This is a genomic window from Streptomyces roseofulvus (assembly GCF_039534915.1).
Classification (GTDB): Bacteria; Actinomycetota; Actinomycetes; order Streptomycetales; family Streptomycetaceae; genus Streptomyces; species Streptomyces roseofulvus.
This window is the reverse complement of sequence record NZ_BAAAWE010000001.1, coordinates 4,186,773-4,210,136: the sequence shown is the minus strand read 5'-3', so window position 1 is coordinate 4,210,136 and position 23,364 is coordinate 4,186,773. Positions and strand designations below refer to the sequence as shown.

Annotated in this window: 21 protein-coding genes; 16 read left to right on the top strand and 5 right to left on the bottom strand. The window is 73.5% G+C overall.

Features of this window, described 5'->3' with window-relative positions; all coding sequences use genetic code 11:
* The first annotated feature begins 67 nt into the window (after window positions 1–67).
* The 3 genes from ABFY03_RS19330 to ABFY03_RS19320 all read left to right on the top strand — a co-directional run bounded on the left by ABFY03_RS19330 (window position 68) and on the right by ABFY03_RS19320 (window position 2,948).
* Window positions 68–907, top strand: coding sequence for a glycerophosphodiester phosphodiesterase (locus ABFY03_RS19330; protein WP_346170454.1), 840 nt, complete (start codon window positions 68–70; stop codon window positions 905–907).
* Window positions 908–1,107: 200 nt separating this feature from the next.
* Window positions 1,108–1,626, top strand: a complete 519-nt coding sequence (locus tag ABFY03_RS19325; protein ID WP_319011603.1) for an ATP-binding protein — start codon at window positions 1,108–1,110, stop codon at window positions 1,624–1,626.
* Between the two features lie 344 nt (window positions 1,627–1,970).
* Window positions 1,971–2,948, top strand: coding sequence for a DUF5926 family protein (locus tag ABFY03_RS19320; protein ID WP_346170453.1), 978 nt, complete (start codon window positions 1,971–1,973; stop codon window positions 2,946–2,948).
* 218 nt (window positions 2,949–3,166) lie between these two features.
* On the opposite strand, the gene ABFY03_RS19315 is transcribed toward ABFY03_RS19320, so the two are convergent.
* Both ABFY03_RS19315 and ABFY03_RS19310 read right to left on the bottom strand, forming a co-directional pair.
* Window positions 3,167–3,862, bottom strand: coding sequence for a hypothetical protein (locus ABFY03_RS19315; protein WP_346170452.1), 696 nt, complete (start codon window positions 3,860–3,862; stop codon window positions 3,167–3,169).
* A 270-nt stretch (window positions 3,863–4,132) separates the two neighbouring features.
* On the bottom strand, window positions 4,133–4,831 hold the full coding sequence (locus tag ABFY03_RS19310; RefSeq protein WP_319011600.1) for a bifunctional DNA primase/polymerase: 699 nt from the start codon (window positions 4,829–4,831) through the stop codon (window positions 4,133–4,135).
* A gap of 491 nt (window positions 4,832–5,322) precedes the next feature.
* On the opposite strand from ABFY03_RS19310, the gene ABFY03_RS19305 reads away from it, so the two are divergent.
* A complete protein-coding gene (locus ABFY03_RS19305; RefSeq protein WP_319011599.1) occupies window positions 5,323–6,804 on the top strand; it encodes a PP2C family protein-serine/threonine phosphatase in 1,482 nt (493 codons plus the stop codon).
* 104 nt (window positions 6,805–6,908) lie between these two features.
* On the top strand, window positions 6,909–8,366 hold the full coding sequence (locus ABFY03_RS19300) for an aminopeptidase P family protein (protein ID WP_346170451.1): 1,458 nt from the start codon (window positions 6,909–6,911) through the stop codon (window positions 8,364–8,366).
* A gap of 46 nt (window positions 8,367–8,412) precedes the next feature.
* On the opposite strand, the gene ABFY03_RS19295 is transcribed toward ABFY03_RS19300, so the two are convergent.
* Window positions 8,413–8,859 (bottom strand): ATP-binding protein, encoded by a 447-nt coding sequence (locus tag ABFY03_RS19295; protein WP_319011597.1) that lies wholly within the window; start codon window positions 8,857–8,859, stop codon window positions 8,413–8,415.
* 317 nt (window positions 8,860–9,176) lie between these two features.
* Here ABFY03_RS19295 and ABFY03_RS19290 point away from each other — a divergent pair, with 317 nt between their 5' ends.
* The 9 genes from ABFY03_RS19290 to ABFY03_RS19250 all read left to right on the top strand — a co-directional run bounded on the left by ABFY03_RS19290 (window position 9,177) and on the right by ABFY03_RS19250 (window position 18,978).
* A complete protein-coding gene (locus tag ABFY03_RS19290; protein WP_346170450.1) occupies window positions 9,177–9,956 on the top strand; it encodes a hypothetical protein in 780 nt (259 codons plus the stop codon).
* 144 nt (window positions 9,957–10,100) lie between these two features.
* On the top strand, window positions 10,101–10,862 hold the full coding sequence (locus ABFY03_RS19285; RefSeq protein WP_319011595.1) for a YcnI family copper-binding membrane protein: 762 nt from the start codon (window positions 10,101–10,103) through the stop codon (window positions 10,860–10,862).
* A gap of 44 nt (window positions 10,863–10,906) precedes the next feature.
* Window positions 10,907–11,641, top strand: coding sequence for an SCO family protein (locus tag ABFY03_RS19280; protein ID WP_346170449.1), 735 nt, complete (start codon window positions 10,907–10,909; stop codon window positions 11,639–11,641).
* Window positions 11,638–12,090, top strand: coding sequence for a copper chaperone PCu(A)C (locus ABFY03_RS19275; RefSeq protein ID WP_319011593.1), 453 nt, complete (start codon window positions 11,638–11,640; stop codon window positions 12,088–12,090). The genes ABFY03_RS19280 and ABFY03_RS19275 overlap by 4 nt, the downstream gene beginning before the upstream one ends.
* A 65-nt stretch (window positions 12,091–12,155) precedes the next feature.
* Window positions 12,156–14,084, top strand: coding sequence for a copper resistance CopC/CopD family protein (locus tag ABFY03_RS19270; protein WP_346172270.1), 1,929 nt, complete (start codon window positions 12,156–12,158; stop codon window positions 14,082–14,084).
* Entirely contained in the window at window positions 14,085–15,404 is a 1,320-nt protein-coding gene (efeB, locus tag ABFY03_RS19265; RefSeq protein ID WP_346170448.1) for an iron uptake transporter deferrochelatase/peroxidase subunit, read from the top strand.
* Window positions 15,405–15,494: 90 nt separating this feature from the next.
* Window positions 15,495–16,430 carry a prephenate dehydratase gene (gene pheA / locus ABFY03_RS19260; RefSeq protein ID WP_319011591.1) on the top strand — a complete coding sequence of 312 codons (936 nt, stop codon included), beginning with the start codon at window positions 15,495–15,497 and terminating at the stop codon, window positions 16,428–16,430.
* A 455-nt stretch (window positions 16,431–16,885) separates the two neighbouring features.
* Window positions 16,886–18,175: a serine--tRNA ligase gene (gene serS / locus ABFY03_RS19255; protein ID WP_319011590.1), complete on the top strand. Its 1,290-nt coding sequence runs from the start codon at window positions 16,886–16,888 to the stop codon at window positions 18,173–18,175.
* Window positions 18,172–18,978 (top strand): HAD family hydrolase, encoded by an 807-nt coding sequence (locus ABFY03_RS19250; RefSeq protein WP_319011589.1) that lies wholly within the window; start codon window positions 18,172–18,174, stop codon window positions 18,976–18,978. The genes serS and ABFY03_RS19250 overlap by 4 nt, the downstream gene beginning before the upstream one ends.
* A 134-nt stretch (window positions 18,979–19,112) precedes the next feature.
* On the opposite strand, the gene ABFY03_RS19245 is transcribed toward ABFY03_RS19250, so the two are convergent.
* Together ABFY03_RS19245 and lpdA are read right to left on the bottom strand one after the other, a co-directional pair.
* Complete coding sequence (locus ABFY03_RS19245) at window positions 19,113–19,733, bottom strand: rhomboid-like protein (RefSeq protein WP_346170447.1); 621 nt, start codon at window positions 19,731–19,733, stop codon at window positions 19,113–19,115.
* Between the two features lie 107 nt (window positions 19,734–19,840).
* Complete coding sequence (lpdA, locus tag ABFY03_RS19240) at window positions 19,841–21,244, bottom strand: dihydrolipoyl dehydrogenase (protein WP_319011587.1); 1,404 nt, start codon at window positions 21,242–21,244, stop codon at window positions 19,841–19,843.
* 156 nt (window positions 21,245–21,400) lie between these two features.
* Between lpdA and ABFY03_RS19235 the strand changes: the two genes are divergently transcribed.
* Both ABFY03_RS19235 and ABFY03_RS19230 read left to right on the top strand, forming a co-directional pair.
* Window positions 21,401–22,096, top strand: a complete 696-nt coding sequence (locus ABFY03_RS19235; RefSeq protein WP_319011586.1) for a FadR/GntR family transcriptional regulator — start codon at window positions 21,401–21,403, stop codon at window positions 22,094–22,096.
* A complete protein-coding gene (locus tag ABFY03_RS19230; protein ID WP_346170446.1) occupies window positions 22,093–23,364 on the top strand; it encodes a CynX/NimT family MFS transporter in 1,272 nt (423 codons plus the stop codon). The genes ABFY03_RS19235 and ABFY03_RS19230 overlap by 4 nt, the downstream gene beginning before the upstream one ends.

Below are 23,364 nucleotides of genomic sequence, written 5' to 3'. Positions count from 1 at the left end.
TTTATAACCGGGCAGAACGGACAGGTTCCGGGTGCCCCGGCCGCCCCGCCAATGGCACCATGACGCGGTGACCCACGCACGGCAGCAACCACACCCCGGCACCGTCCAGGTCGTCGCCCACCGAGGGGCCTCGGAGGACGCGCCGGAACACACCCTGGCCGCCTATGTGAAGGCCATCGAGGACGGCGCCGACGCCCTGGAGTGCGACGTACGGCTCACCGCCGACGGACACCTGGTCTGCGTCCACGACCGCCGGGTCGACCGTACCTCGAACGGCCGCGGCGCCGTCTCGACGCTGGAACTCGCCGACCTCGCCGCGCTGGACTTCGGCGCCTGGAAGGCGTTCAAGGAGGACCAGGAGGCCGGCGGACCGGCCGAGAGCCCCGACTGGGGCGATCCCGAGTACACCTCCGTCCTCACCCTGGAGCGGCTCCTGGAGCTGGTCTCCGACGCGGGGCGGAAGGTCGAGCTCGCCATCGAGACCAAGCACCCCACCCGCTGGGCCGGCCAGGTCGAGGACCGGCTCCTCGCGCTCCTGAAGCGTTTCGGCCTGCACGCGCCCGTGGCGCCCGAGGAGTCTCCGGTACGGATCATGAGCTTCTCGGCCCGTTCCCTGCACCGGATCGCCGCCGCCGCCCCTACCCTGCCGACCGTCTCCCTGGCCCAGTTCGTCACTCCCCGGCTGCGCGACGGGCGCCTGCCCGCGGGCGCGCGCGTGGCGGGTCCGTCCATCCGGATCGTCCGTCATCACCCCGCCGTCATCCTGCGCCTGCAGAAGGCTGGCCACCAGGTCCACGTCTGGACGGTGGACGATCCGGAGGACGTCGAACTCTGCCTGCGGCTCGGGGTCGACGCGATCATCACCAACCGCCCCAAGCAGGTCCTCGCGCACCTCGGGCGCGCCTGAGTCACGACCCCCGCGGCCGTCCCGGGTCGGTCGCCGGGTCGGTCGCCGGGTCGGTCGCCGGGTCGGTCGCGGGGTGTGCACCGGCGCGTTCGGCGTGTACGCGATCGTCACTTGTGCTCCACCCCACGCGGAACAGGCGGTTTCCGGTCGCGGTCGCCGGGGCATCCACACGGTGGCGTGGGGCGAAGGAGGTCTCGGGGGTGGCGTTGGTGGTGGCACAGAAGGTGCCCACGTCGTCGAGCATGGCCGTACCCCATGGCCCTGCGGGCGTGGGGGAAGCGCGACACCGGATGCGGGACGAGCTGTACCGCGGCGGGGTGTCGGAATCGGTCGTGGACGACGCGGTCCTGATCCTGTCCGAACTGCTCAGCAACGCCTACCGGCACGGTAGGCCGCTGGGCCGGGGCGACCGGGGAGAGGGCGACGTGCTGGCGACCTGGCGGCTGGATCCGTCGGGCGGACTGACGGTCGAGGTGACGGACGGAGGCGGTCCCACGAGACCCGTCCCGTCGACGCCGTCGGTCACGGCGCGGGGCGGACGCGGGCTGAACATCATCGGTGCCCTGGCCCAGGACTGGGGCGTGCGCGACAGCGCGACGGGCGAGGTGACGGTCTGGGTGGTCGTCACGGAGGGCCATCGCCGCGAGGACTTCGCGGCCAGGGTCGGCGCCGGCGGCTCCGGCCTCGACCTCCTCGACGCCTACGACGACCTGGACTGAGCCGGGGCGGTACGCGCCGGCACGGGGCCTCGTCCGGGCTCCCTGCGCGCGTCGCGGTACGGGGCCGTGTACGGCGCCGGGCGCGCGTCGTCGGTACGTGGCCGTGCGGCGCCGGACGCGTCCGGTAGCGGTCGGATACGGCTCCGAAGCCGGCGCCCGCGCCGTACCGAACCCGCCCCCGGCGCCGTACCCGCCGCCGTACCCCCGCGCTTCCCATGCGCCTCCCGCGCGCGTGCGGCGCGTGGGCGACCCGTTCCGGACGGGCGCACGGCTGAGCGTCCCGCGGCGCCCGGGCGGCTAGGCTCGCGCCCGACACAGCACCGCGATCGGGAGAAAGCCACACCATGGCCAAGAAGCGCCCCCAGACGAAGGCCGGCAAGAGCGGCCAGGCACAGGTCACGAACGGGGAGATCCCGGTCGTCGGCGCGCGCGAGCCGTGCCCGTGCGGTTCGGGCCGCCGCTACAAGGCGTGCCACGGCCGAGCCGCCGCGCACGCCGCGACCGAGCACGTCCAGCGCCCCTTCGAGGGCCTGCCCGGCGAGTGCGACCTGGTCGCGCTGCGCGAGCTGGTGCCCGCCGCCACCGTGCCGCTCACCCTCAAGGGCGGGCTGCCCGAGGGCGTGCCGTCGGTGACGCTCGCGACGGTCCTGCCGATGGCCTGGCCGGCGCTCCGCCGCGACGACGGCTCCGTCCTGCTCGCCCTGCAGAACGACGGCACCTCCGGCGACCTGTCCCGCGACCTCGCCGACACCCTCCAGCGCGCGCTGGAGACCGCGCCCGGCAACCCGGTGCCGCCGCGCCGCGTCGAGCCCGAGGGCCCGCGCCTGCAGGACCTGCTCGACACGGACGCCCCGTTCGTGCCCGAGGTCCACACCGGCTTCGAGTTCTGGATCCCGCAGTCGGCGGACGGCGCCGACCCGGAGGTCGCCGCTTCGCTGGAGCGCGCCAACGCGGCCGCGATCCCCACCGTGAAGCTGGACTCGGTCGACGCCGCCTACTGGTGCGAGACCCCGGACAAGAACCACCTGCGCTGGGTCATGCCGTACCCGGAGGAGAAGCTCCTCGACGCGCTCGCCCGCCTCCAGGCCGCCGGCGGCACCTCGCTCGGCGCCGACACCCGGCTCGTCGGCTCCTTCCGCGCCCACGGCCTGATGGTCCCGGTGTGGGACCTGCCGTCGGCGATGACCGCCGAGCAGTGCGAGAAGCCGGCCGCCGAGTTCGCCGAGCGGCTGACCGAGGCGCTCGCCGTGGACGCCCCGCTGACCGCCGAGGAGCGCCGGGCTCGCGGCGGCCTCACGAACCGTCAGGTCACTCTCAGCTGATACCCCAGGTGGTATCGGTGACTGACAGACCGACCAGTCGGTGACTTCCGCCACAGCGGAACCTACGGAGCGGTAAATCCCTGTCCGAATAACCGAGATCGAATTTGCGAACCGCAGATCTCTTGTTACCGTTCTGGAAGCCCGGTCGCTGGTGCATCCCCCGTCGCCAGCGACCGGGCGTTTCCATGCCCGCCCCGCCGTCGCGCCGGGGCGCTCCCTCAACTCGCTTGGTCGTCGGCCGTGTTGCTGCCCGAGCGCAGCAGCAGCGGCGCGTCGCCGCTCTCGTCCTTCGCCGCGAATTCCGCCACCGCCGTATGCGCGCGCGCCGCTCCCGTGCCCGGCTCCCTGGGCGTCTCGCAGGTGTCCGGCTCGTCCCGCGCGGGCCCCGCGCAGCGCACCTGGACGGTCCGCCCGCCGGGCGCCATGAGGGTCAGAATCGCGTCGATCTCCCGGCCGGTGGCGTTGCGGTAGTACGTCCGCGCCCAGACGTCGGGCCCCTCGGAGAGGACACAGGTCTGCGCCTCGACGCCCGCGGGCGAGGCGAGTTCGGGTCCGCAGCGGCTGATCCGCTCGGGCGCCCCGGCGGAGGCACCGACCCGGCGTTCGGGTGCCGGTGCCGACGGCACTGCCGGTGCCGCGGTGGGCGCCGGTGCGGCCGTGGCGGGCCGGGCGCTCTCCGCCGTACGGGCCTCCCGGCCGAGCCCAAGACCGCCGAGCAGATCCCCGGCGACGTCCCCGGCGCCCGCACCCGTACCCGTACCGGAGGAGCCACCGGGCTTGGCGTCCGCCGCGGCCGCCGGTGGTGCGCCGTCGTCCGGGCCTCCGGCCTTCGCGGCGAGGGGGACGAGGACGGCGATCGCGACGGCGGTGCCGAGGCCGGCCATGCGGAGTTGCGCCGGACTCAGCCGACTCATGCGACCCACCTGCTCTGTTCGGGGAACGGCCCGGACGGGCACGATCACGGACGGTGGGGCGAACCTACCGGCGCGGGGCGGGCGCCCGGCGGGCCGCGCGCCCGATTCCCGTACGCGTCGGCCCAGGACACACCCGTTCGGGTGAACGGCGGCGGGCGGCCCGGGCCCCGGCACACGCGCGTGCGCCCCGTCAGGAGGCGAGGACGCGCTCAGGAGGCGAGCACGCGCTCCGGACGCAGGCACCCGTGCCGTCCGTACGCGCGCACCCGCTCAGTACGCGAGCCGGCTCCCGCCGCCCGGTGTGGCCCGGCTCGCCTCGACGAGGGCGTCCACCACCGCCTCGACGTCCGGCAGCCACGGCCGCGCGGACCCGGCCAGCGGCTCCCGCTCCCAGCGGACCTGGCCGGTGCCGGTCGTGGACGGCGGCAGCAACAGATAGCCGCCCTCTCCATGGAAGCGCAGCGAACTGGGCACGCTGTCCTTCGCGTACAGCAGCTCGCCGAGCCGTTCGAGGCCGTACGGGGCGACCAGGATCGACCAGCGGGTCGGCGTCGCCACCACCGGGCCGAGCCGCATGTCCATCTCGTCGAGGACCCGCAGGGCCCGGGCGCCCGCGAGGGCCGGGAGGCTCACCGCGCAGGGGGCGCGGCCGCCGGTGGCCAGGACGATCGGGGCGTCCGGGCGCCGGGTCCACCACCAGCGGATCATCCGCTCGTCGGTGGTGGCGGCGAGCAGGCCGGGGTCGAACGGGTGGGCGCCGGGGACCACGCAGTCCGGGTCGGGGCAGGCGCACACCCTCCCGTCGCCGTCACCGGCGGTCTTCGTCACAGGGGCGGGCTCTTCGAGTCCCACGCCCGGCAGGACGGGCCAGTCCCACTGGACCGCGAAGGTGACCGCCGCGTCCTGCCGTGCGGCCCTCGCCTTGCGCCGGAACCGGAGCCTGCGTCGCCTTCCGAGGATCTCGCGCATGAGCGCTCGTTCCTTTCCGTTGAACGCCGAATCCACATCACACCACGTGCAGATCTCTTCACCGTGCGTATCAGCGCGTACAGCGTCGGCGGTGCGTCGCCCGCCCGGGGCGGGGCCGGCCGGAACGGGGCCGGGTCGCAGTCAGGTCGAAGCCGGTTCAGAACACGATCCCCGCCACGCGGGGAGGGGCTGCGGCCTGCGGCACCTAGGACGCCGGGGTTCCGCTTCTCGATCCCGGGGCGCTGTCAACTACCCCTGCCTGTCATCGATTACGTACCCCGCACGCTCAGAATGACGCGCTTTCAAACGACGCCAGTCGACCGCGAATGGTGCGCACCGGGGGCAATTTTCAGCCAACTTCCAGCCCACTTCAACCCCTGCGCACGAGCTCCCTGAACGCCACCCGGACACCACAAGTCCCACGGGGACAATGCTGGACATCGCTCCACGGGTGCGTGTACATGTGGAGACATCGAGCGGCGCAATATGACATGGGGGTTTGCGATGCCATGGCGTCAAACGCACCGGTCGGAAAGCCGACCGAGATGAGCTCCCCACACCTGCCGAATCACCTTCCGAAAGTGGCCGGAATCGATTCCACGGTTCCCGCTCCACCGCACACTAAGGCGCCCCTCGCGGGCGTCCCCGCCGCGGCGTCACCCGCCGACGCGGCCCCCGCGCCCGGCGCGCTGATCACGGACCGCCTCGCCGGCTGGGTCTCCGACCTCACCACCCTCCACGAACTCACCGAGCGGCTCATCAGGACCGCCACCCTCGACGAGGCCCTGCACGAGCTCCTCGGCGCCGGAGCCGCCCTCGTCGGCGCCCGCCGCGGCATGGCGGTCCTCGAACCCGCCGACGGCCTCGGCCCCACCGCCACCGTCGGCCTCGGCCTCGCCCACGCCGACCTCGGCACCATCGAGACCGTGCCCCGCGGCGCCACCAGCTACGGCCGCCTCCTCGACGGGCTCCCCGACCCGTCGGACCCGCGCCGCGTCCCGGAGCCCATCGCCATCCACGACGTCCGCACCGAGGAGGGGCTCGACCCCCGCCACCGCGAGGTCGCCGCCCGCCTCGGCTACGCCGCCAGCTACGCCCTCCCCCTCGCCACCGAGGAGGCCGGCCGGATCGGCGCCGGCGTCTGGCTCTACGACGAGCCGGCCGCCCCCACCGACCGCCAGCGCCACCTCGTCGGCCTCTACGGCCGCTTCGCCACCGAGCACCTCGCCCGCCTCCTCCAGGTCGAACGCGCCCGGGTCCAGGTCGCCACCGTCGCCGAGGAGCTGCTCCCGAGCCGGCTCCCCCGCGTCCCCGGGGTCCGGCTCGCCGCCCGCCATCGCACCGGCCCCCGCGGCGGCGGCGACTGGTACGACGCCCTGCCGCTGCCCGAGGGCGCCCTCGGCCTCGCCGTCGGCTCCGTCTCCGGCACCGGGCCGAGCGCGCTGGCCGCGATGGGACGGCTGCGCGCCTCGCTGCGGGCGTACGCGGTGATGGAGGGCGAGGACCCGGTCGCCGTCCTCTCCGACCTGGAGCTGCTGCTCCGGCTCACCGAGCCGGCCCGCTCGGCCACCGCCCTCTTCGCCTACGCCGAACCGGCCCGCCGCCGGCTCGTCCTGGCCGGCGCCGGCCACGCGCCGCCGCTGCTCGTCGGCGAGCGCCGCACCGAGTACGTCGAGACCTCGCTCTCCGCCCCGCTCGGGATGCTCTCCTGCTGGGAGGCGCCCAGCGTGGAGCTGTCCCCCGCGCCTGGAGAAACGGTGCTGCTGTACACGGACGGGCTGCTGCGGCGTACCGGCGATCCCATCGACCGGGCCTTCGCCCGGCTCCACGCGGCGGCCGCTAGCGTGCCCCGCGCGGACCGGGACGACCCCGGGGCGATCGCCGACCACGTGCTGCGGACCCTGCTCCCGGACGGGCTCGACCCCGCGGTGGAGGGCGAGGACGTGGTGCTGCTCGCCGCCCGCTTCGACTGATCGCGGCGGTGACCGCCCGGTAACAGGCCTTCCGGCCCTGGGCCCCCTTCCGTACGACCGTACGATGGAGGGGGTTCAGTGTCGTACCAAGAGGAGGCAGACCCGTGGCCGATGAGCTCACTCCGGAGACCCCGGACGAGGCCGAAGAGCCGATCAAGCAGCGGAAGAACGGCCTGTACCCGGGCGTCTCCGACGAGCTCGCCGAGAACATGAAGTCCGGCTGGGCCGACACGGAGCTGACCGGGCTCGCGCCGATCCCGCAGGCGGCCGAGACCGCCGCGCGCCGGGCCGCGCTCTCCGCCCGCTTCCCGGGCGAGCGCCTGGTGATCCCGGCCGGCAACCTGAAGACCCGGTCGAACGACACCGAGTACAGCTTCCGCGCCGCCACCGAGTACGCGTACCTCACCGGCGACCAGACCCACGACGGCGTCCTGGTCCTGGAGCCCACGGCCGACGGCCACGAGGCCACCGTCTACCTGCTGCCGCGCTCCGACCGCGAGAACGGCGAGTTCTGGCTCGACGGCATGGGCGAGCTGTGGGTCGGCCGCCGCCACTCCCTCGCCGAGGCGGAGCAGCTGCTCGGCATCCCGGCGAAGGACGTGCGCGAGCTCGCCGCCGCCCTCAAGGAGGCCACCGGTCCGGTCCGCGCCGTGCGCGGCCACGACGCCGGCATCGAGGCCGCCCTCACCGACAAGGTGACCGCCGAGCGCGACGAGGAGCTGCGGGTCTTCCTCTCCGAGGCCCGTCTGGTCAAGGACGCCTTCGAGGTCGCCGAGCTGGAGAAGGCGTGCGCCGCCACCGCCCGCGGCTTCGAGGACGTCGTCAAGGTCCTCGACAAGGCCGAGGCGACCAGCGAGCGCTACATCGAGGGCACCTTCTTCCTCCGGGCCCGCGTCGAGGGCAACGACGTCGGCTACGGCACCATCGCCGCCGCCGGCCCGCACGCCTGCACCCTCCACTGGGTCCGCAACGACGGCGCCGTGCGCTCCGGCGACCTGCTGCTCCTCGACGCCGGCGTCGAGACCACCGAGCTGTACACCGCCGACGTCACCCGCACCCTGCCGATCAACGGCCGGTACACGGACATCCAGCGGAAGATCTACGACGCCGTGTACGAGGCGCAGGAGGCCGGCATCGCCGCGGTGAAGCCCGGCGCCGCCTACCGCGACTTCCACGACGCCGCCCAGCGCGTGCTCGCCGAGAAGCTCGTCGAGTGGGGCCTCGTCGAGGGCCCGGTCGACCGCGTCCTGGAGCTGGGCCTCCAGCGCCGCTGGACCCTGCACGGCACCGGCCACATGCTCGGCATGGACGTCCACGACTGCGCCGCCGCGCGCACCGAGGCGTACGTCGACGCCACGCTGGAGCCGGGCATGTGCCTGACCGTCGAGCCCGGGCTCTACTTCCAGGCCGACGACCTGACCGTGCCGGAGGAGTACCGCGGCATCGGCGTCCGGATCGAGGACGACATCCTCGTCACCGAGGACGGCAACCGGAACCTGTCGGACCAGCTGCCGCGCCGCTCCGACGAGGTCGAGGCGTGGATGGCGGCCCTGAAGGGCTGACCCGACGCACGGTGAAGGGCTCCTTCCGAGGGGCCCTTCACGCGCTTCAGGCCAGCAGGAGGGACGGGCTCTCCTTCCACTTCAGGATCTTGTCGAAGCTGACCACCGCGCCGCCCCGGCCCGAGCGGCCGAAGTGGACGTGGTCGGAGAGCTCCTCGATCAGACGCAGGCCGCGGCCGCTCTCGGCGTCCGGACGGACGGCCGTCGCGGGGGCGGCACGCGTCCCGGCGAAGCCCGGCCCCGCGTCGGCGACCTCGATCCGGCAGGTCTCGCCGTCGAGGAAGGCCGTCACCCGGTACGCCTCCGAGCCGCGGCCCGCGGCGCCACCGCCGTGCTCGACCGCGTTGGCACACGCCTCCGTCAGGGCCACCGACAGCTCGTAGGACACGTCGGGATCGACCCCGGCGGTCTCCATGGTGCCGAGGAACAGGCGCCGGGCGAGCGGTACGCTCGCGGCCTCGCGCCGCAGATGGAGTGACCACCAGATGCTCATGCTCCAGCCTCCCGGCAGCGGCTCGACATACCCCTAGCTATTGCCGGAGACGGGCGTCCGTAAGCGCGCGAACCGGTCAAGAGCGCCCGTTCGGCGGATGTGACGGGCCCGGGAGCCGGTGTATGTCCGGCCCGGGGGCCGGTGCAGGTCCGGTCCGGGGGCCGGTGCAGGTCCGGTCCGGGGGCCGGTGCAGGTCCGGTCCGGCGCCGACGTGTCTCCGGCCCGATGCCGGTGCATGTCCTCCCGAACACCCGCAAGGACGACCTTGCGGACCTGCCTCATGAAGGCGGGTGCCCTGGTGCGATGATGGGGCCGCCATGTCTGCCCCCGCGCTCGCTCCACGGCTGCTGAGGGCCGCGGTGTTCACCGCGGTCTGTGTCGTGCTGTCCGCGCTGGGACACGCCCTCGCCGCCTGCGCGGGCATCGCGCTGTGGACCCTCCTCGCCGGACTCCTCGGCGTCTTCGGGTGCACGGTCCTGCTCACCGGGCGCGAGCGCTCCCTCGGCTTCGTCGTCGCCGTCCTCGCGGGCGGCCAGCTCGGACTCCATCTGCTCTTCGGCCTCGGCCAGCGGCAGCTCGCCCTGGACACCCAGGCCGACGACACCCTGGTACGCATGGCGGCCAAGCTCGTCTGCGGGGCGGGCGCCGCCTCCCTGACGCCCGGCGACGCCGCCGGGATCCTGGACCGCGCCGGCATCGACCCGGCCGCCGCGCACGCCCACGCGGGCCTGCACGGGGCGGCCGCGGCGGCCCCCGACGCGCTGCTGCCCAGCCTGCCGATGGTCCTCGGGCACCTGCTCGCCGCCCTGGTGGCCGGCTGGCTGCTGCGCCGGGGCGACCTCGCCCTGGTCCGGCTCGTCGAACTCTCCGAGCAGGGCGCGGCCGAGCTGGCCGAGAGCGCCATGGTGCGCTCCCTGCGCGCCGCGCTCCGGCTCGTCCGGGTCCTGCTCGCCGGTCTGGCGACGCTCGCCCCGGCCGGTCCGCGCGGCCGGCCCCGCACCGCCTCCGACTCCGCGCCGCCGCCGGTGGCCGGGGCGCTCCAGCACACGGTGATCCGCCGCGGCCCTCCGGCCGCCGCCTGCGTCCTCGCAGCCTGACGCGGTCCGCTCCACGGGGGAGCGGGACCGCGCCCGTCCGCGCCCACCCGCCCGGGTCCGCCCGTGGCCCCGGTGCGCCGGACCGGACCGCCTTCCTCCTCCGGGGTCCCTCCACGGGCCCCTCACCGAGCCGGAGTGTCTTCCATGAACCTGTCCCGCGCCGCCCTCGCCGCCGGCACCGCCGCCGCCTCCGTCGTCCTGGTCTCGGGCACGGCCTTCGCGCACGTCAGCGTGCAGCCCGAGGGCGAGGCCGCCCAGGGCGGCTACGCGACCGTGAACATCAAGGTCCCGAACGAGCGCGACAACGCCTCCACCGTGAAGCTGGAGGTCAACTTCCCGCTCGACCACCCGCTCGCCTCCGTCATGCCGCAGCCGGTCCCGGGCTGGAAGGCCGTCGTCACCAAGTCCAAGCTGGACAAGCCGCTGACGCTGCACGGCAAGCAGATCAACGAGGCCGTCTCCAAGGTCACCTGGACCGCGGACGGCTCGAAGATCGGCCCCGGCCAGTTCCAGCAGTTCCCCCTCTCCCTGGGCCAGCTGCCGGAGGACACCGACCAGCTCGTCCTCAAGGCCGTCCAGACCTACGACAACGACGAGGTCGTGCGCTGGATCGAGGAGCAGAAGGGCGCCGAGGAGCCGCAGAACCCGGCCCCCGTCCTGAAGCTCTCGGCCGCCGGCGCGGACCACCACGGCGGCGGCTCCGCCACCGCCACGACCGCGCCCAGCGCCTCCGCGTCCGTGGACGCGAAGGCCGGCCACGAGGACGAGGGCGGCCACTCCGGCACCGAGACCGCCTCGGCCTCCTCCACCGACACCACGGCCCGCGTCCTCGGCGTCGCCGGCATCCTCGTCGGCGTCGCCGGTGTCGCCTTCGGCCTCCTCGCCGGCCGCCGCCGCTCCGCCTGACGGCACCCGCCCAGCACCTCAGCACTCCGAAAGACAGAACCCTCATGTCCACTGAGAAGACGTCCCCGTCGCAGCGCGGCGGGGACGGCCCCGAAGGCCGCCCCGGGCGGCGCACCCCGCTGATCGTCGCCGCCGTCGCGATCGTCGCCGCCCTCGGCATCACCGCCGCGGTCGGCCTCGGCGACGACGACACCAAGGACACCTCCTCCGGCTTCGTCCAGATCGAGGGCGGCACCAGCGAGAAGGCCAGGGCCGCCACCGTCCTCGACCGGCCCTTCACCAAGCCCGACCTCGTCCTCACCGACACCAAGGGCGAGAGCTACGACCTGCGCGAGCGCACCAAGGGCAAGCCGACGCTCATCTACTTCGGCTACACCAACTGCCCCGACGTGTGCCCGCTGACGATGAGCAACATCGCCATCGCCAAGAAGCAGCTCCCCAAGGCCGACCAGGAGAAGCTCCAGGTCGTCTTCGTCACCACCGACCCGGAGCGGGACACCGCCGCCTCGCTGGCCAAGTGGCTGCCCGCGGCCGGCGACCCGTCCTTCACCGGTCTCACCGGCGACTTCGCGAAGATCCAGGCGGGCGCCCGCTCGATCGGCATCGGCATCGACCCGCCGAAGAAGGAGGACGACGGCACCGTCGTCTCCATGCACGGCGCTCAGGTCGTCGCCTTCTCCCCCACCACCGACCAGGGCTACGTCCTGTACGGGGAGGACGCCACCGTCGACGACTACGCCAAGGACCTGCCGAAGATCATCAAGGGGGAGAACCCGTGACCCGCCGCACCACCGCCCTGTCCGCCGCCGTGGCCCTCGCCGCCGCACTCGCGCTCACCGGGTGCTCGTCCGACGACGGCGGGCCCCGGCTGAAGGTCAGCGGCGCGTACATGCCCCAGCCCGTGATGGACATGGCCGGCGGCTTCCTCACCATCGAGAACACCGGTGACACCGCCGACAAGCTGACCTCGGTCACCAGCCCGCTCTCCGACGACGTCACCATGCACGAGACGAAGGACCAGAAGATGCGGGCGGTGACGTCCTTCGACATCCCCGCCAACGGCGAGCTGAAGCTGGCCCGGGGCGGCAACCACCTCATGTTCATGGAGCTGAAGTCGAAGCCGAAGCAGGGCGAGAAGGTCAGCGTCGAGCTGCACTTCGAGAAGGCCGACCCGATCACGGTCGACCTGCCCGTCGAAGCCGCCACCCACAACCCGCAGCAGCACTGAGCCGTTGACGGAGTGACACAGTGACGACACCCACCGCCCCGCGCCTCGGCACCGCCCTGACCCGGATGCTGGTCCTCGCGGCCGCGCTCCTGGGCGTGCTCCTCGCCGGCGCCGCCCCCGCCTCCGCGCACGCGGCGCTGACCGGGAGCGACCCGAAGGACGGGGCGGTGGTCGCCACCGCCCCCGAGGAGGTCGGCCTCACCTTCTCGGAGCAGGTCGCCATGAGCGCCGACTCGATCCGGGTCCTCGACCCCTCGGGCCGGCGCGCCGACACCGGCGAGATCATCGACCTGTGCAGCGGCGCCGTCGTCAAGTACGGCGTGGCCCTGCGGGCCGGTCTGCCGGACGGCACCTACACCGTCGCCTGGCAGACCGTCTCCGCCGACAGCCACCCCATCGCCGGGGCCTTCACCTTCTCCATCGGCGCGCCCTCCGCCACCTCGGTCGCCCTGCCCGAGCAGACGCCCGGCGGAGGCGTCGTCGGCGCCCTCTACGGGATCGCGCGCTATCTGTCGTACGCGGGCTTCGCCGTCCTCGTCGGCGGCGGCGCCTTCGTGCTGCTGTGCTGGCCGCGCGGGGCGGGCGTGCGGCCCGTGCAGCAGACCGTCGTCCGGGGCTGGCTCGCGCTCACCGGCGCCACGCTGGTGATGCTGCTGCTGCGCGGCCCGTACACCGGATCCGGCAGGCTCGCCGACGTCTTCGACCTGGCCGGCCTCCAGGCCGTGCTCCAGACCAAGACCGGGGCGGCGCTCACCTCCCGGCTGCTCCTGCTGGGGGCGGCCGCGCTGTTCGTCGCCGTCCTCTTCGGCGCGTACGCCCGGCGCACCGACCCGAAGGAGCGCAAGGACCTCGCCTTCGGCCTGGGCCTCGGCGGCACCGTGGTCGCCGCGGGCGTCGCCGGCACCTGGGCGCTGGCCGAGCACGCCTCCACCGGCATCCAGCCGGGCATCGCCATGCCCGTCGACATCCTGCACCTGCTCGCCGTCGCCGCCTGGCTCGGCGGGCTCACCACCCTGCTGGTCGCCCTCTACCGGGCACCCTCGGTGGAACGCGCGGCGGTCGAGCGCTTCTCCCGCGTCGCCTTCGCCTCGGTCGCCGTCCTGGTGGCCACCGGCCTCTACCAGTCGTGGCGCCAGGTCGGCTCCTGGTCCGCCCTCACCGGCACCCGGTACGGGCAGCTGCTGCTGGTCAAGATCGGCCTGATGGGCGTGCTCGTCGGCATCGCCTGGATCTCCCGCCGCTGGACCCGGCGGCTGGCGGAACGGCCCGCCGGGACCGAGACGGCCCCCGGGACGGAGACGGCCGCGGGGACGGAGGCCGAGGTGGGCGCGGCCGCCGCCGCGGACGCCGAGACGGATCCGGACCCCGGCGAAGAGGAGCCTGAGGAGCAGGGCCCGCAGGAGGCGCCGGACGCCGAACGGGCCGCCCAGCTCGCGCGGCAGCGGGCCGCCATGGCCACCGCCCGGCGGAAGAAGGCCCGGGACGCCGACCCCGAGCGGACCGGACTGCGCCGCTCGGTGCTGACCGAGGCCGCCGTGGCTGTCGTCCTGCTCGCCGTGACCACCGTCCTCACCTCCACCGAACCCGGCCGCACCGAGGAGGAGGCCGCCCGCGCCGGCGGCACGACCGCCGGCTCCGCCGCGGTCCCGGACCGCCCGGTGGACATCCGGCTGCCCTTCGACACCGGTGGCGCGGACGGCCAGGGCGTCGTCCGGCTCAGCCTCGACCCGGGCCGCACCGGCGCCAACGCCCTGCACCTCTTCGTGGAGCGCCCCGACGGCAAGCCGCTGGACGTCCCCGAGATCAAGGTGAACCTGACCCTGGAGGAGAAGGGCGTCGGCCCGCTGCCCGTCGCCCCGGACCGGATCCAGGCCGGCCACTGGAGCGCGAGCGGCGTGCAGCTCCCGCTGCCCGGCGACTGGCGCGTCCAGGTGACGGTCCGCACCTCCGAGATCGACCAGACCACCATCGAGAAGAACATCAAGATCGGCTGAATGCCCGTGAACAACCCCGTGACCGGCCCCGCGTCCGGCAACGCCTCCGCCCCCGCGTCCGACGACGGCCACCTCGACATCTCCCGGCGCCGGCTGCTCGGCACCGTCGGCGCGGCGGGCGCCGCCGGCCTCGTCATCGGCGCCGCCGGCGGTGCCGGCATCGCGTCGGCCGTCTCCGGGGACGACAGCGCGCCCGGCGCCGGCGGCTCCCCGGCGCTCACCTCGGTGGGGGCCACCGAGGTGGCCTTCCACGGGCGCCACCAGCCCGGCATCACCACCCCGCTCCAGTCGCGCGGCCATCTGGTCGCCTTCGACCTCGCACCGGGCGCCGGGCGCAAGGAGGCCGCCGCGCTGCTCCGCCGCTGGTCGGCGACGGCGCGGACCCTGATGGCGGGCGAGGCGCCGTCCGGGGACACCGGGATCGCGCGGGACGCCGGCCCGTCCTCCCTCACCGTCACCTTCGGCTTCGGCCGCACCTTCTTCGACCGGACGGGGCTGACCGCCCGCCGCCCGACGCAGCTCGACCCGCTGCCCGCCTTCTCCTCCGACGCGGTCGACCCCAAGCGCTCGGAGGGCGATCTGTGGGTGCAGATCGGGGCGGACGACGCCCTGGTCGCCTTCCACGCGCTGCGCGCGCTCCAGAAGGACGCCGGGGACGCGGCCCGGGTGCGCTGGGAGATGAACGGCTTCAACCGCTCCGCCGGGGCGACCGCCCGCCCGATGACCGCCCGGAACCTGATGGGCCAGGTCGACGGCACCAACAACCCGAAGACCACCGACCCCGACTTCGACCGGCGGATCTTCGTCCCGGCCGACGCGACCGGCGCCCAGGACTGGATGGCCGGCGGCTCGTACGCGGTCGTGCGGCGGATCCGGATGCTCCTGGACGACTGGGAGGGGCTGTCCCCGGAGAAGCAGGAGCGGGTCATCGGCCGCCGCAAGGCGGACGGGGCGCCGCTGTCCGGCGGTTCCGAGACGACCCCGCTCGACCTGGACAAGCGGGGCCCGGACGGAAAGCTCGCCATCCCCGACAACGCCCACGCCCGGATCTCCGCCCCCGAACAGAACGGCGGGGCGGCGATGCTGCGCCGGCCCTTCTCCTTCCACGACGGCATCGGCGCGGACGGCACCCCGGACGCCGGGCTCCTCTTCGTCTGCTGGCAGGCCGATCCGCTGCGCGGCTTCGTGCCGGTGCAGCGCAAGCTCGACCGGGGCGACGCGCTCTCCGCGTTCATCCGGCACGAGTCGAGCGGGCTCTTCGCCGCGCCGGGCGGGGCCGCCGAGGGCGAGTACGTCGGCCAGCGGCTGCTGGAGGGCTGAGCCCCGGGGCCGGCCGGGGTGCCGGGCCGACGCCTGTTTGAGGGCTGAGACGAGACGGGCGCGGGCGCCGGGGCGCATTAGGGTGACGGTATGTCCGCCACCCGGTACACCTACCTCGGCCCCGAAGGCACGTTCACGGAGGCCGCGCTGCGGAGCCTGCCCGAGGCGGCCACGCGGGAGCTCGTCCCCATGGTCTCCGTCCCGGCCGCGCTCGACGCCGTGCGGAACGGGGAGGCGGCCGCCGCGCTCGTGCCGATCGAGAACTCGGTCGAGGGCGGGGTGACCGCGACCCTCGACGAGCTGGCCTCCGGCGAGCCGCTGATGATCTACCGCGAGGTGCTGCTGCCGATCGCCTTCGCGCTGCTGGTGCGCCCCGGGACCGCGCTGTCGGACATCAAGACGGTGACGGGCCACCCGGTGGCCCAGCCGCAGGTGCGCAACTGGCTGCGCAAGAACCTGCCTGAGGCGGTGTGGGAGTCGGCCGCGTCGAACGCGGACGGGGCCCGGCTGGTGCAGGAGGGGCGGTTCGACGCGGCCTTCGCGGGCGAGTTCGCGGCGGCGACGTACGGCCTGAAGGCACTGGTCAAGGAGATCCACGACGCGGAGAACGCGGAGACGCGGTTCGTGCTCGTGGGCCGGCCGGCCCGGCCGGCGGCGCCGACCGGCGCGGACAAGACCTCGGTGGTGCTGTGGCTGGGTGACGATCATCCGGGTGCCCTTCTGGAACTCCTCCAGGAGTTCGCGGTGCGTGGGGTGAACCTGATGCTGATCCAGTCCCGGCCGACGGGGGCGGGGATCGGGAACTACTGCTTCGCCGTGGACGCCGAGGGCCATGTGTCGGACCGGCGGGTCGGCGAGGCGCTGATGGGTCTGAAGCGGATCTGTCCGCAGGTGCGCTTCCTCGGCTCGTATCCGCGGGCCGGTGCGTCCCGCGCGGACGTCAGGCCGCTGCGGCGGGGGACTTCGGACGAGGAGTTCACGGCTGCCTCCGACTGGCTGGCGAGGGCCCAGGACGGCAGGGCCTGACCGCGATACTGACCGAGCGGCGCAGCTCGTGCGTCCGTTCGTCCACAGGCAGGGTTCATTAGTCCTACCTGCATACTTTTAGGTTTCTCCCCACGGTTATCCACAGGCTTGGCCCGCAGGCTGGGGACAAGTCGACACCCGCCCTCGACAAGGTCGACAAATCGCCCTCATCACCCCTCGCGCGGATGCCCTCCGTCCACAGAACCCACAGCGCCCCACGTCAGAGCGGCCCCTCGACCCTCACCCTCCGGAGCGAGCGATTCCCCTCGAAATGAGTGCGGGAATCGTGTTTGATCACGCAATTCAGAGGTCGCGGGCCGGGAATCCACAGAACTTCCACACACCCTGTGGATAACTCGATTCGATGGAATTCCAAAGACCGTCAATTCGGGCATACCAACACGCGCCCGCATATCCGGTGGGGTCGCGCGAGCGCGCACCGGTAGCCTGGTGGGGTGATTGACCTTCGCCTGCTCCGTGAGGACCCCGACCGTGTTCGCGCCTCCCAGCGCGCCCGTGGAGAGGACGTCGGCCTCGTCGACGCCCTGCTCTCCGCCGATGAGCGGCGCAGGTCGTCCGGCGTCCGCTTCGACGAGCTCCGTTCCGAGCAGAAGGCGCTCGGCAAGCTGATCCCCAGGGCCACCCCGGAGGAGCGCGCCGAGCTCCTCCAGCGCGCCGAGCAGCTCAAGACCGACGTCAAGGCCGCCGAGGCCGAGCAGAACGAGGCCGACGAGACGGCCCGTACGCTCCTCCTCCAGCTCGGCAACATCGTCCACCAGGACGTGCCGGTCGGCGGCGAGGAGGACTTCGTCGTCCTGGAGACGCACGGCACCATCCGCGACTTCGCGGCCGAGGGCTTCGAGCCCAAGGACCACCTGGAGCTCGGCGAGGCGCTCGGCGCCATCGATGTCGAGCGGGGCGCCAAGGTCTCCGGGTCGCGCTTCTACTACCTGACCGGCGTCGGCGCCCTCCTGGAGCTCGCCCTGGTCAACGCGGCCATCGCGCAGGCCACCGAGGCCGGCTTCATCCCGATGCTCACCCCCGCGCTGGTCCGCCCGCGCGCCATGGAGGGCACCGGCTTCCTCGGCCAGGCCGCGGAGAACGTGTACCACCTGGAGAAGGACGACTACTACCTGGTCGGCACCTCCGAGGTCCCGCTCGCCGCGTACCACATGGACGAGATCATCGACGCCGACAAGCTGCCGCTGCGGTACGCGGGCTTCTCGCCCTGCTTCCGCCGCGAGGCCGGCACGTACGGCAAGGACACCCGCGGGATCTTCCGCGTCCACCAGTTCGACAAGGTCGAGATGTTCTCGTACGTCGCGCCCGAGGACGCGGAGAACGAGCACAAGCGGCTCCTGGAGTGGGAGAAGCAGTGGCTCACCTCCCTGGAGCTGCCCTTCCAGGTGATCGACGTCGCCACCGGTGACCTCGGCGCCTCGGCCTCCCGCAAGTTCGACTGCGAGGCGTGGATCCCCACCCAGGGCAAGTACCGCGAGCTGACCTCGGCCTCCAACTGCGACGGCTTCCAGGCCCGCCGCCTCTCCGTCCGCATGCGCGAGGAGCAGGGCGGCAAGAAGACCGTCCAGCCGCTCGCCACGCTGAACGGCACGCTGTGCGCCGTTCCGCGGACCATCGTCGCCATCCTGGAGAACCACCAGCTCGCCGACGGTTCGGTGCGCGTCCCGGAGGTCCTCCGGCCGTACCTGGGCGGGCGCGAGGTCCTGGAGCCGATCGCCAAGTGAGCCCCTTCCCCTACCGCCTGGTCGCGACGGACCTCGACGGCACGCTGCTGCGGGCCGACGAGTCCGTCTCGGCCCGTACGCGGGACGCCCTCGCCGCCGCCACGGCGGCGGGCGCCGCGCACATCGTCGTCACCGGCCGGGCGGTGCCCTGGACCCGGCACATCCTCGACGACCTCGGCTACCAGGGGATCGCGGTGTGCGGACAGGGCGCGCAGGTCTACCACGCCGGCGAGCACCGGCTGCTGACCTCTCTGACGCTGGACCGGCAGCTCGCCGGGCTCGCCCTCTCCAAGATCGAGGCGGAGGTCGGCCCGCTGGCGCTGGCCGCCAGCCGGGACGGCCTGGAGGGCGAGGTCCTGATGGGCCCCGGCTACCGGGCGCAGGAGGGTCCGCTGCCGTACGTGCCGTACGAGGACCCGGCCGAGCTGTGGGCGGCGCCGCTCACCAAGCTCTACATCCAGCACCCGGCGATGACCGACGACGAGCTGACCGCGGTCGCCCGCGCCGGCGTCGGCGGTCTGGTCGACGTGGTCATGGCGGGTCCCGGGATCGTGGAGATCCTGCCGCTCGGGCTGAGCAAGGCGACCGGCCTCTCGCTGGCGGCGCGCCGGCTCGGGGTCAAGGCCGCGGAGACCATCGCCTTCGGCGACATGCCCAACGACATCCCGATGTTCGGCTGGGCCGCGCACGGGGTCGCGATGGGGAACGCGCACGAGGAGCTGCGGGCGGTGGCGGACGAGGTGACGGCCTCCAACGAGGAGGACGGCATCGCGCTCGTCCTGGAGCGTCTGCTGGCGGCCTGAGCCGTCCGGAGATTCCGTGCGAAGGCCCGCTCCCCGAGGGGAGCGGGCCTTCGTCGGTCGCGGCCCGCGCGGATCCGGGGATCCGCGCGCTCGAAGCGGCCGCCACCGGGGGATCCCCCGTGTCCCCCGCACAACTAGTGTGCGCCGGGCTCCTGTTCGGGTGCGACCGGTTTTTCGTGCGCCGCCGGACGGCGGGTGAGCGGGTAGCAGGCCAGGCCGATCGCCAGCGAGAGGGCGTGCCCGAGGTCGGTGTACGTGCGGTCGGCGAGCAGCGGGACGAGGAAGAAGGCCACCGCCGCCGCGAGGTAGAGCGGGCGCCACCGCCGGGCGATCCGGTAGGTGAGGATTCCGGCGGAGGCGGCGAGGCCGTAGCTGACGCCGATGTCGACGACGTGCGCCATGCTGCGGGGCACGTCGTGGTCGCGGATCGCCAGGAGGACGACCTGCTGGCTGACGAGGGTCGCGGCGATGTGCGCGGTGGCGACGGTGAACAGCCACTTGGCGGTGCCCAGCCAGCGCTCCACGGGGGCGTGGAGTACCTCGAAGAGCACGGCGTACAGCAGCAGGTCGGCCGGGTCCTCGATCCAGAACGCGCTGCCGAGCAGGGCGCGGACCGGGTGGTGGGCGAGCTGGTGGAGGTTGCTGCTGTTCCGGTGGAGGAAGTACGTGTCCAGCCCCGCCGGGGAGAGCGCGAGGGTGAGGCTGGTGACCGCGATGACCGCGAGCCAGAGATGCGTGCCGGGTGACGAACGCACCCACGACCTGATCGGTCGGGACGGTTCGCCACCCGGGAAGGTTTCGCTCGGCACTTCTCAGTGCCTATCACCTGGGGCCGTGCGCGGCCTATGAGGCCGGACGGGACTCAGAAGTTGATCATGTGGCCGGCGATGCCGTGGACGGCTTCCTTGACGGCCTCGCCCAGGGTGGGGTGGGCGTGCACGTTCCGCGCGACCTCGTGGACGGTGAGGTCCCACTGCTGGGCCAGCGTCAGCTCGGGCAGCAGCTCGGTGACGTCCGGGCCGATCAGGTGGGCGCCGACGATCTCGCCGTACTTGGCGTCGGCGACGATCTTGACGAAGCCGGTCGAGTCGCCGAGGCCGTGCGCCTTGCCGTTCGCCATGAAGGGGAACTTGGCGACCTTGACGTCGTAGCCCTTCTCGCGGGCCTGCGCCTCGGTGTAGCCGAAGCTCGCGATCTGCGGCTGGCAGTACGTCGCCCGCGGGATCATCGCGTAGTCGAGCTCCATCGTCTCGGCGTCCGCGATGGTCTCGGCGGCGATGACGCCCATGGCCTCGGCGGTGTGCGCGAGCATCAGCTTCGCGGTGACGTCACCGATGGCGAAGATGTTCGGGACCGAGGTGCGGCAGCGGCCGTCGACGTCGATCGCGCCGCGCTCGGTGAGCGCGACACCGGTGTTCTCCAGGCCGTAGCCGGAGACGTTCGGCGCGAAGCCGATGGCCTGCAGGACCTTGTCGGCCTCCAGGACCTTCTGCGAGCCGTCCTTGCCGGTGACCGTGACGCGCACCTGCGGGCCGGACTCGTCGATCGCGTCGACCCGGGTCGAGGTGAGGACGTCGATGCCGAGCTTGCGGTACTGCTTCGCCAGCTCCTTCGACACCTCCTCGTCCTCCAGCGGGGCCATCCGGTCGAGGAACTCGACGATGGTGACCTTGGTGCCGTAGTTGTTCAGCACGTACGCGAACTCGATGCCGATCGCGCCGGCACCCGCGATGACGATCGACTTCGGGGCGTCCTCGGCCAGGATCTGCTGCTCGTAGGAGACGACGCGGTCGCTCAGGGCGGTGCCGGGCAGCAGGCGCGGGGAGGCGCCGGTGGCGATGATGCAGTTGTCGAAGGTGATGGTCTGCGTCGTGCCGTCGGCCTTCGCGACCTGGAGGGTGTTCGCGTCGACGAACGTGCCCCGGCCGTCGAACTCCGTGATGCCGTTCTTCTTCATCAGGAAGTGGACGCCCTTGACGCGGCCGTCCGCGACCGTCCGGCTGCGGCGGTAGGCGTCGCCGTAGTCGAAGGTCACCGAGCCGTCGACCTTGATGCCGAAGGTCTTCGCCTCGTGGTTGAAGATGTGCGCCAGTTCGGCGTTGCGGAGCAGCGCCTTGGTGGGGATGCAGCCGACGTTCAGGCAGACACCGCCCCAGTACTTCTCCTCGACGACCGCGACCCGCTTGCCCAGCTGGGCGGCGCGGATGGCGGCGACGTAGCCGCCGGGGCCAGCTCCGAGTACGACGACGTCGAAGCGGTCTGACATGACTGACTCCCGAGGGTGATGAGGGTGTTCGGTGCACGTACGAGCCCACAGTAGTCCGGTCCCCGGGCGGCGCCTCGGTGACTGTGAGCACGTCTGTGGATGACTTGTAGGATGACTGGGCAACCGGGCGAATCGGGTACGGAGGGACGGGACGGAATGGCGGCACTGAGAGCGGCGGGGCGCACCTCGCTGGTGGACTCCGCGGTGGAGCAGCTGCGGGCCCAGCTCGCCGAGGGCGAGTGGGCCGTCGGCGACCGCATCCCGACCGAGCACGAGCTCGCCCAGCAGCTGGGCGTCGGACGCAACACCGTCCGCGAGGCGATCCGGGTCCTCGTCCACGCCGGGCTCCTGGAGTCCCGGCAGGGCAACGGCACCTTCGTCCGCTCCACCGCCGACCCGGCCGCCGTCCTGCGCGGGGTCCGGCACGCGGGCGCGCGCGACGTCCTGGAACTGCGGACCGCCCTGGAGGCGGAGGCGGCCCGGCTCGCGGCGGAACGGCGGGACACCCACGACCTGCTGCGGCTGCGCGCCGCCCTGACCACCCTGCGCGAGGAGGGCGACCGGGACGCCGACGCGGACCTCGCCTTCCACCTCGCGGTGGTGGCCGCCACCCACAACGCGGCCTTCATCGAGGTCTACCGCTTCTTCTCGGCGCAGGTCCACGAGGTCCTGGTCGAGGCGCTCGGCGACCGCGCGATGCCGCCGGTCGACATCGACGTCCACGAGGCGCTGGTCGCCGCGATCGAGGCCGGCGACCCCGACGGGGCCGAACAGCAGGCCCGCGAGCTGCTGCGGGTCCCGGCGGAGACGGTGGCGGCGCTGCTGGAGGAGAGCCGGGAGGCGGGGGCGTGAGGGGTACGGAGACGGGCCCCGCGCGCGTGCTGGTCGACGCCGAGGCCGACGTACGCCCCTCGGCCGCCGGGACCGCCGCGCGGCGCGCGCTGCTCGCCCATCCGCTGCTGCTGCTCGCCGGGATCGTGCTCGCCTCGCTCAACATGCGGGTCGCGCTGGCGAGCGTGGCGCCGCTGGTCGGCGAGATAGCCGGGGCCTTCGGCCTCTCCTCGACCGCCGGATCGCTCATCACCTCGATCCCGGTGCTCTTCCTCGGCCTCGGCGCGCTGGTCGCGCCCTGGCTGGGCCGCCGCTTCGGCGCCGAGCGGACCGTGCTCGCCGCGCTGCTGCTGCTCGCCGGCGGCATCCTGCTGCGGCTGCTGCCGTCGGTGGCGGCGCTGTACGGCGGCGGCGTCCTCGTCGGCACCGCGATCGCCCTGCTCAACGTGCTGATGCCGGGTCTGGTCAAGCGGGACTTCCCGGACCGGGCGGCCGCCATGACCTCCGTGTACACGGGGGCGATGGTCGCCGGCGCGACCGTCGCCGCCGCGGCCGCGGTCCCGCTGGAGGAGGCGCTCGGCGGCGGCTGGCAGGGCTCGCTCGGCTCCTGGTCGCTGCTCGCCCTGGTGGCGGCGGTGGCCTGGCTGCCCCAGGTGCTGATCGCCCGGGGCCGTACCGGTCACGAGGTACGGGCCGTCCCGGCCGCCGGCGCCGCCCCGGCGCGGGTGTGGCGCTCGGCGCTCGCCTGGCAGGTGACCCTCTTCATGGGCCTGCAGTCGCTCTGGTCGTACGTGCTGATCGCCTGGATGCCGACGATCTTCACCGACCACGGGATGAGCCGCTCCGAGGCCGGTGTGGTCTTCGCCTTCAACAACCTGATCCAGGTCGCCGGGGCCTTCGCGGTGCCGCTGCTCGCGGGCCGCAGGCGCAGCCAGCGCCCGCTGGTGGTGCTGGTGACGACGCTGGTCGCCGCCGGGTACGCGGGGCTGCTCGTCGCCCCGGCCGAGGGCGCCTGGCTGTGGTCGGCGGTCCTCGGCGTCGGCCAGGGCGGGGCCCTGGGGCTCGCGCTGACCCTGATCGTGCTGCGGACCGGGGACGCCCCGACGGCCGCCCGGCTCTCCGGGATGGCCCAGACCGTCGGCTATCTGATGGCGGCCGCGGGTCCGCTGGCGGCCGGTGCCCTGCATCAGGCGACCGGCTCGTGGACGCTGCCGATCTCGCTGGTGCTCGGTGTCTGCGCGGCGGCCGCGGGCGTCGGCCTGCTCGCCGCCCGCGACCGTACCGTCTGA

What these genes read in the sequence shown, in the direction of transcription:
- ABFY03_RS19320 (WP_346170453.1), top strand. Translation starts at nt 1,971, where the DNA reads ATGGCCAAGAAGCGCCCCCAGACGAAGGCCGGCAAGAGCGGCCAGGCA.
- ABFY03_RS19315 (WP_346170452.1), bottom strand. Translation starts at nt 3,862, where the DNA reads ATGAGTCGGCTGAGTCCGGCGCAACTCCGCATGGCCGGCCTCGGCACC.
- ABFY03_RS19310 (WP_319011600.1), bottom strand. Translation starts at nt 4,831, where the DNA reads ATGCGCGAGATCCTCGGAAGGCGACGCAGGCTCCGGTTCCGGCGCAAG.
- ABFY03_RS19305 (WP_319011599.1), top strand. Translation starts at nt 5,323, where the DNA reads ATGGGGGTTTGCGATGCCATGGCGTCAAACGCACCGGTCGGAAAGCCG.
- ABFY03_RS19295 (WP_319011597.1), bottom strand. Translation starts at nt 8,859, where the DNA reads ATGAGCATCTGGTGGTCACTCCATCTGCGGCGCGAGGCCGCGAGCGTA.
- ABFY03_RS19290 (WP_346170450.1), top strand. Translation starts at nt 9,177, where the DNA reads ATGTCTGCCCCCGCGCTCGCTCCACGGCTGCTGAGGGCCGCGGTGTTC.
- ABFY03_RS19285 (WP_319011595.1), top strand. Translation starts at nt 10,101, where the DNA reads ATGAACCTGTCCCGCGCCGCCCTCGCCGCCGGCACCGCCGCCGCCTCC.
- ABFY03_RS19280 (WP_346170449.1), top strand. Translation starts at nt 10,907, where the DNA reads ATGTCCACTGAGAAGACGTCCCCGTCGCAGCGCGGCGGGGACGGCCCC.
- ABFY03_RS19270 (WP_346172270.1), top strand. Translation starts at nt 12,156, where the DNA reads ATGCTGGTCCTCGCGGCCGCGCTCCTGGGCGTGCTCCTCGCCGGCGCC.
- efeB (WP_346170448.1), top strand. Translation starts at nt 14,085, where the DNA reads ATGCCCGTGAACAACCCCGTGACCGGCCCCGCGTCCGGCAACGCCTCC.
- pheA (WP_319011591.1), top strand. Translation starts at nt 15,495, where the DNA reads ATGTCCGCCACCCGGTACACCTACCTCGGCCCCGAAGGCACGTTCACG.
- lpdA (WP_319011587.1), bottom strand. Translation starts at nt 21,244, where the DNA reads ATGTCAGACCGCTTCGACGTCGTCGTACTCGGAGCTGGCCCCGGCGGC.
- ABFY03_RS19235 (WP_319011586.1), top strand. Translation starts at nt 21,401, where the DNA reads ATGGCGGCACTGAGAGCGGCGGGGCGCACCTCGCTGGTGGACTCCGCG.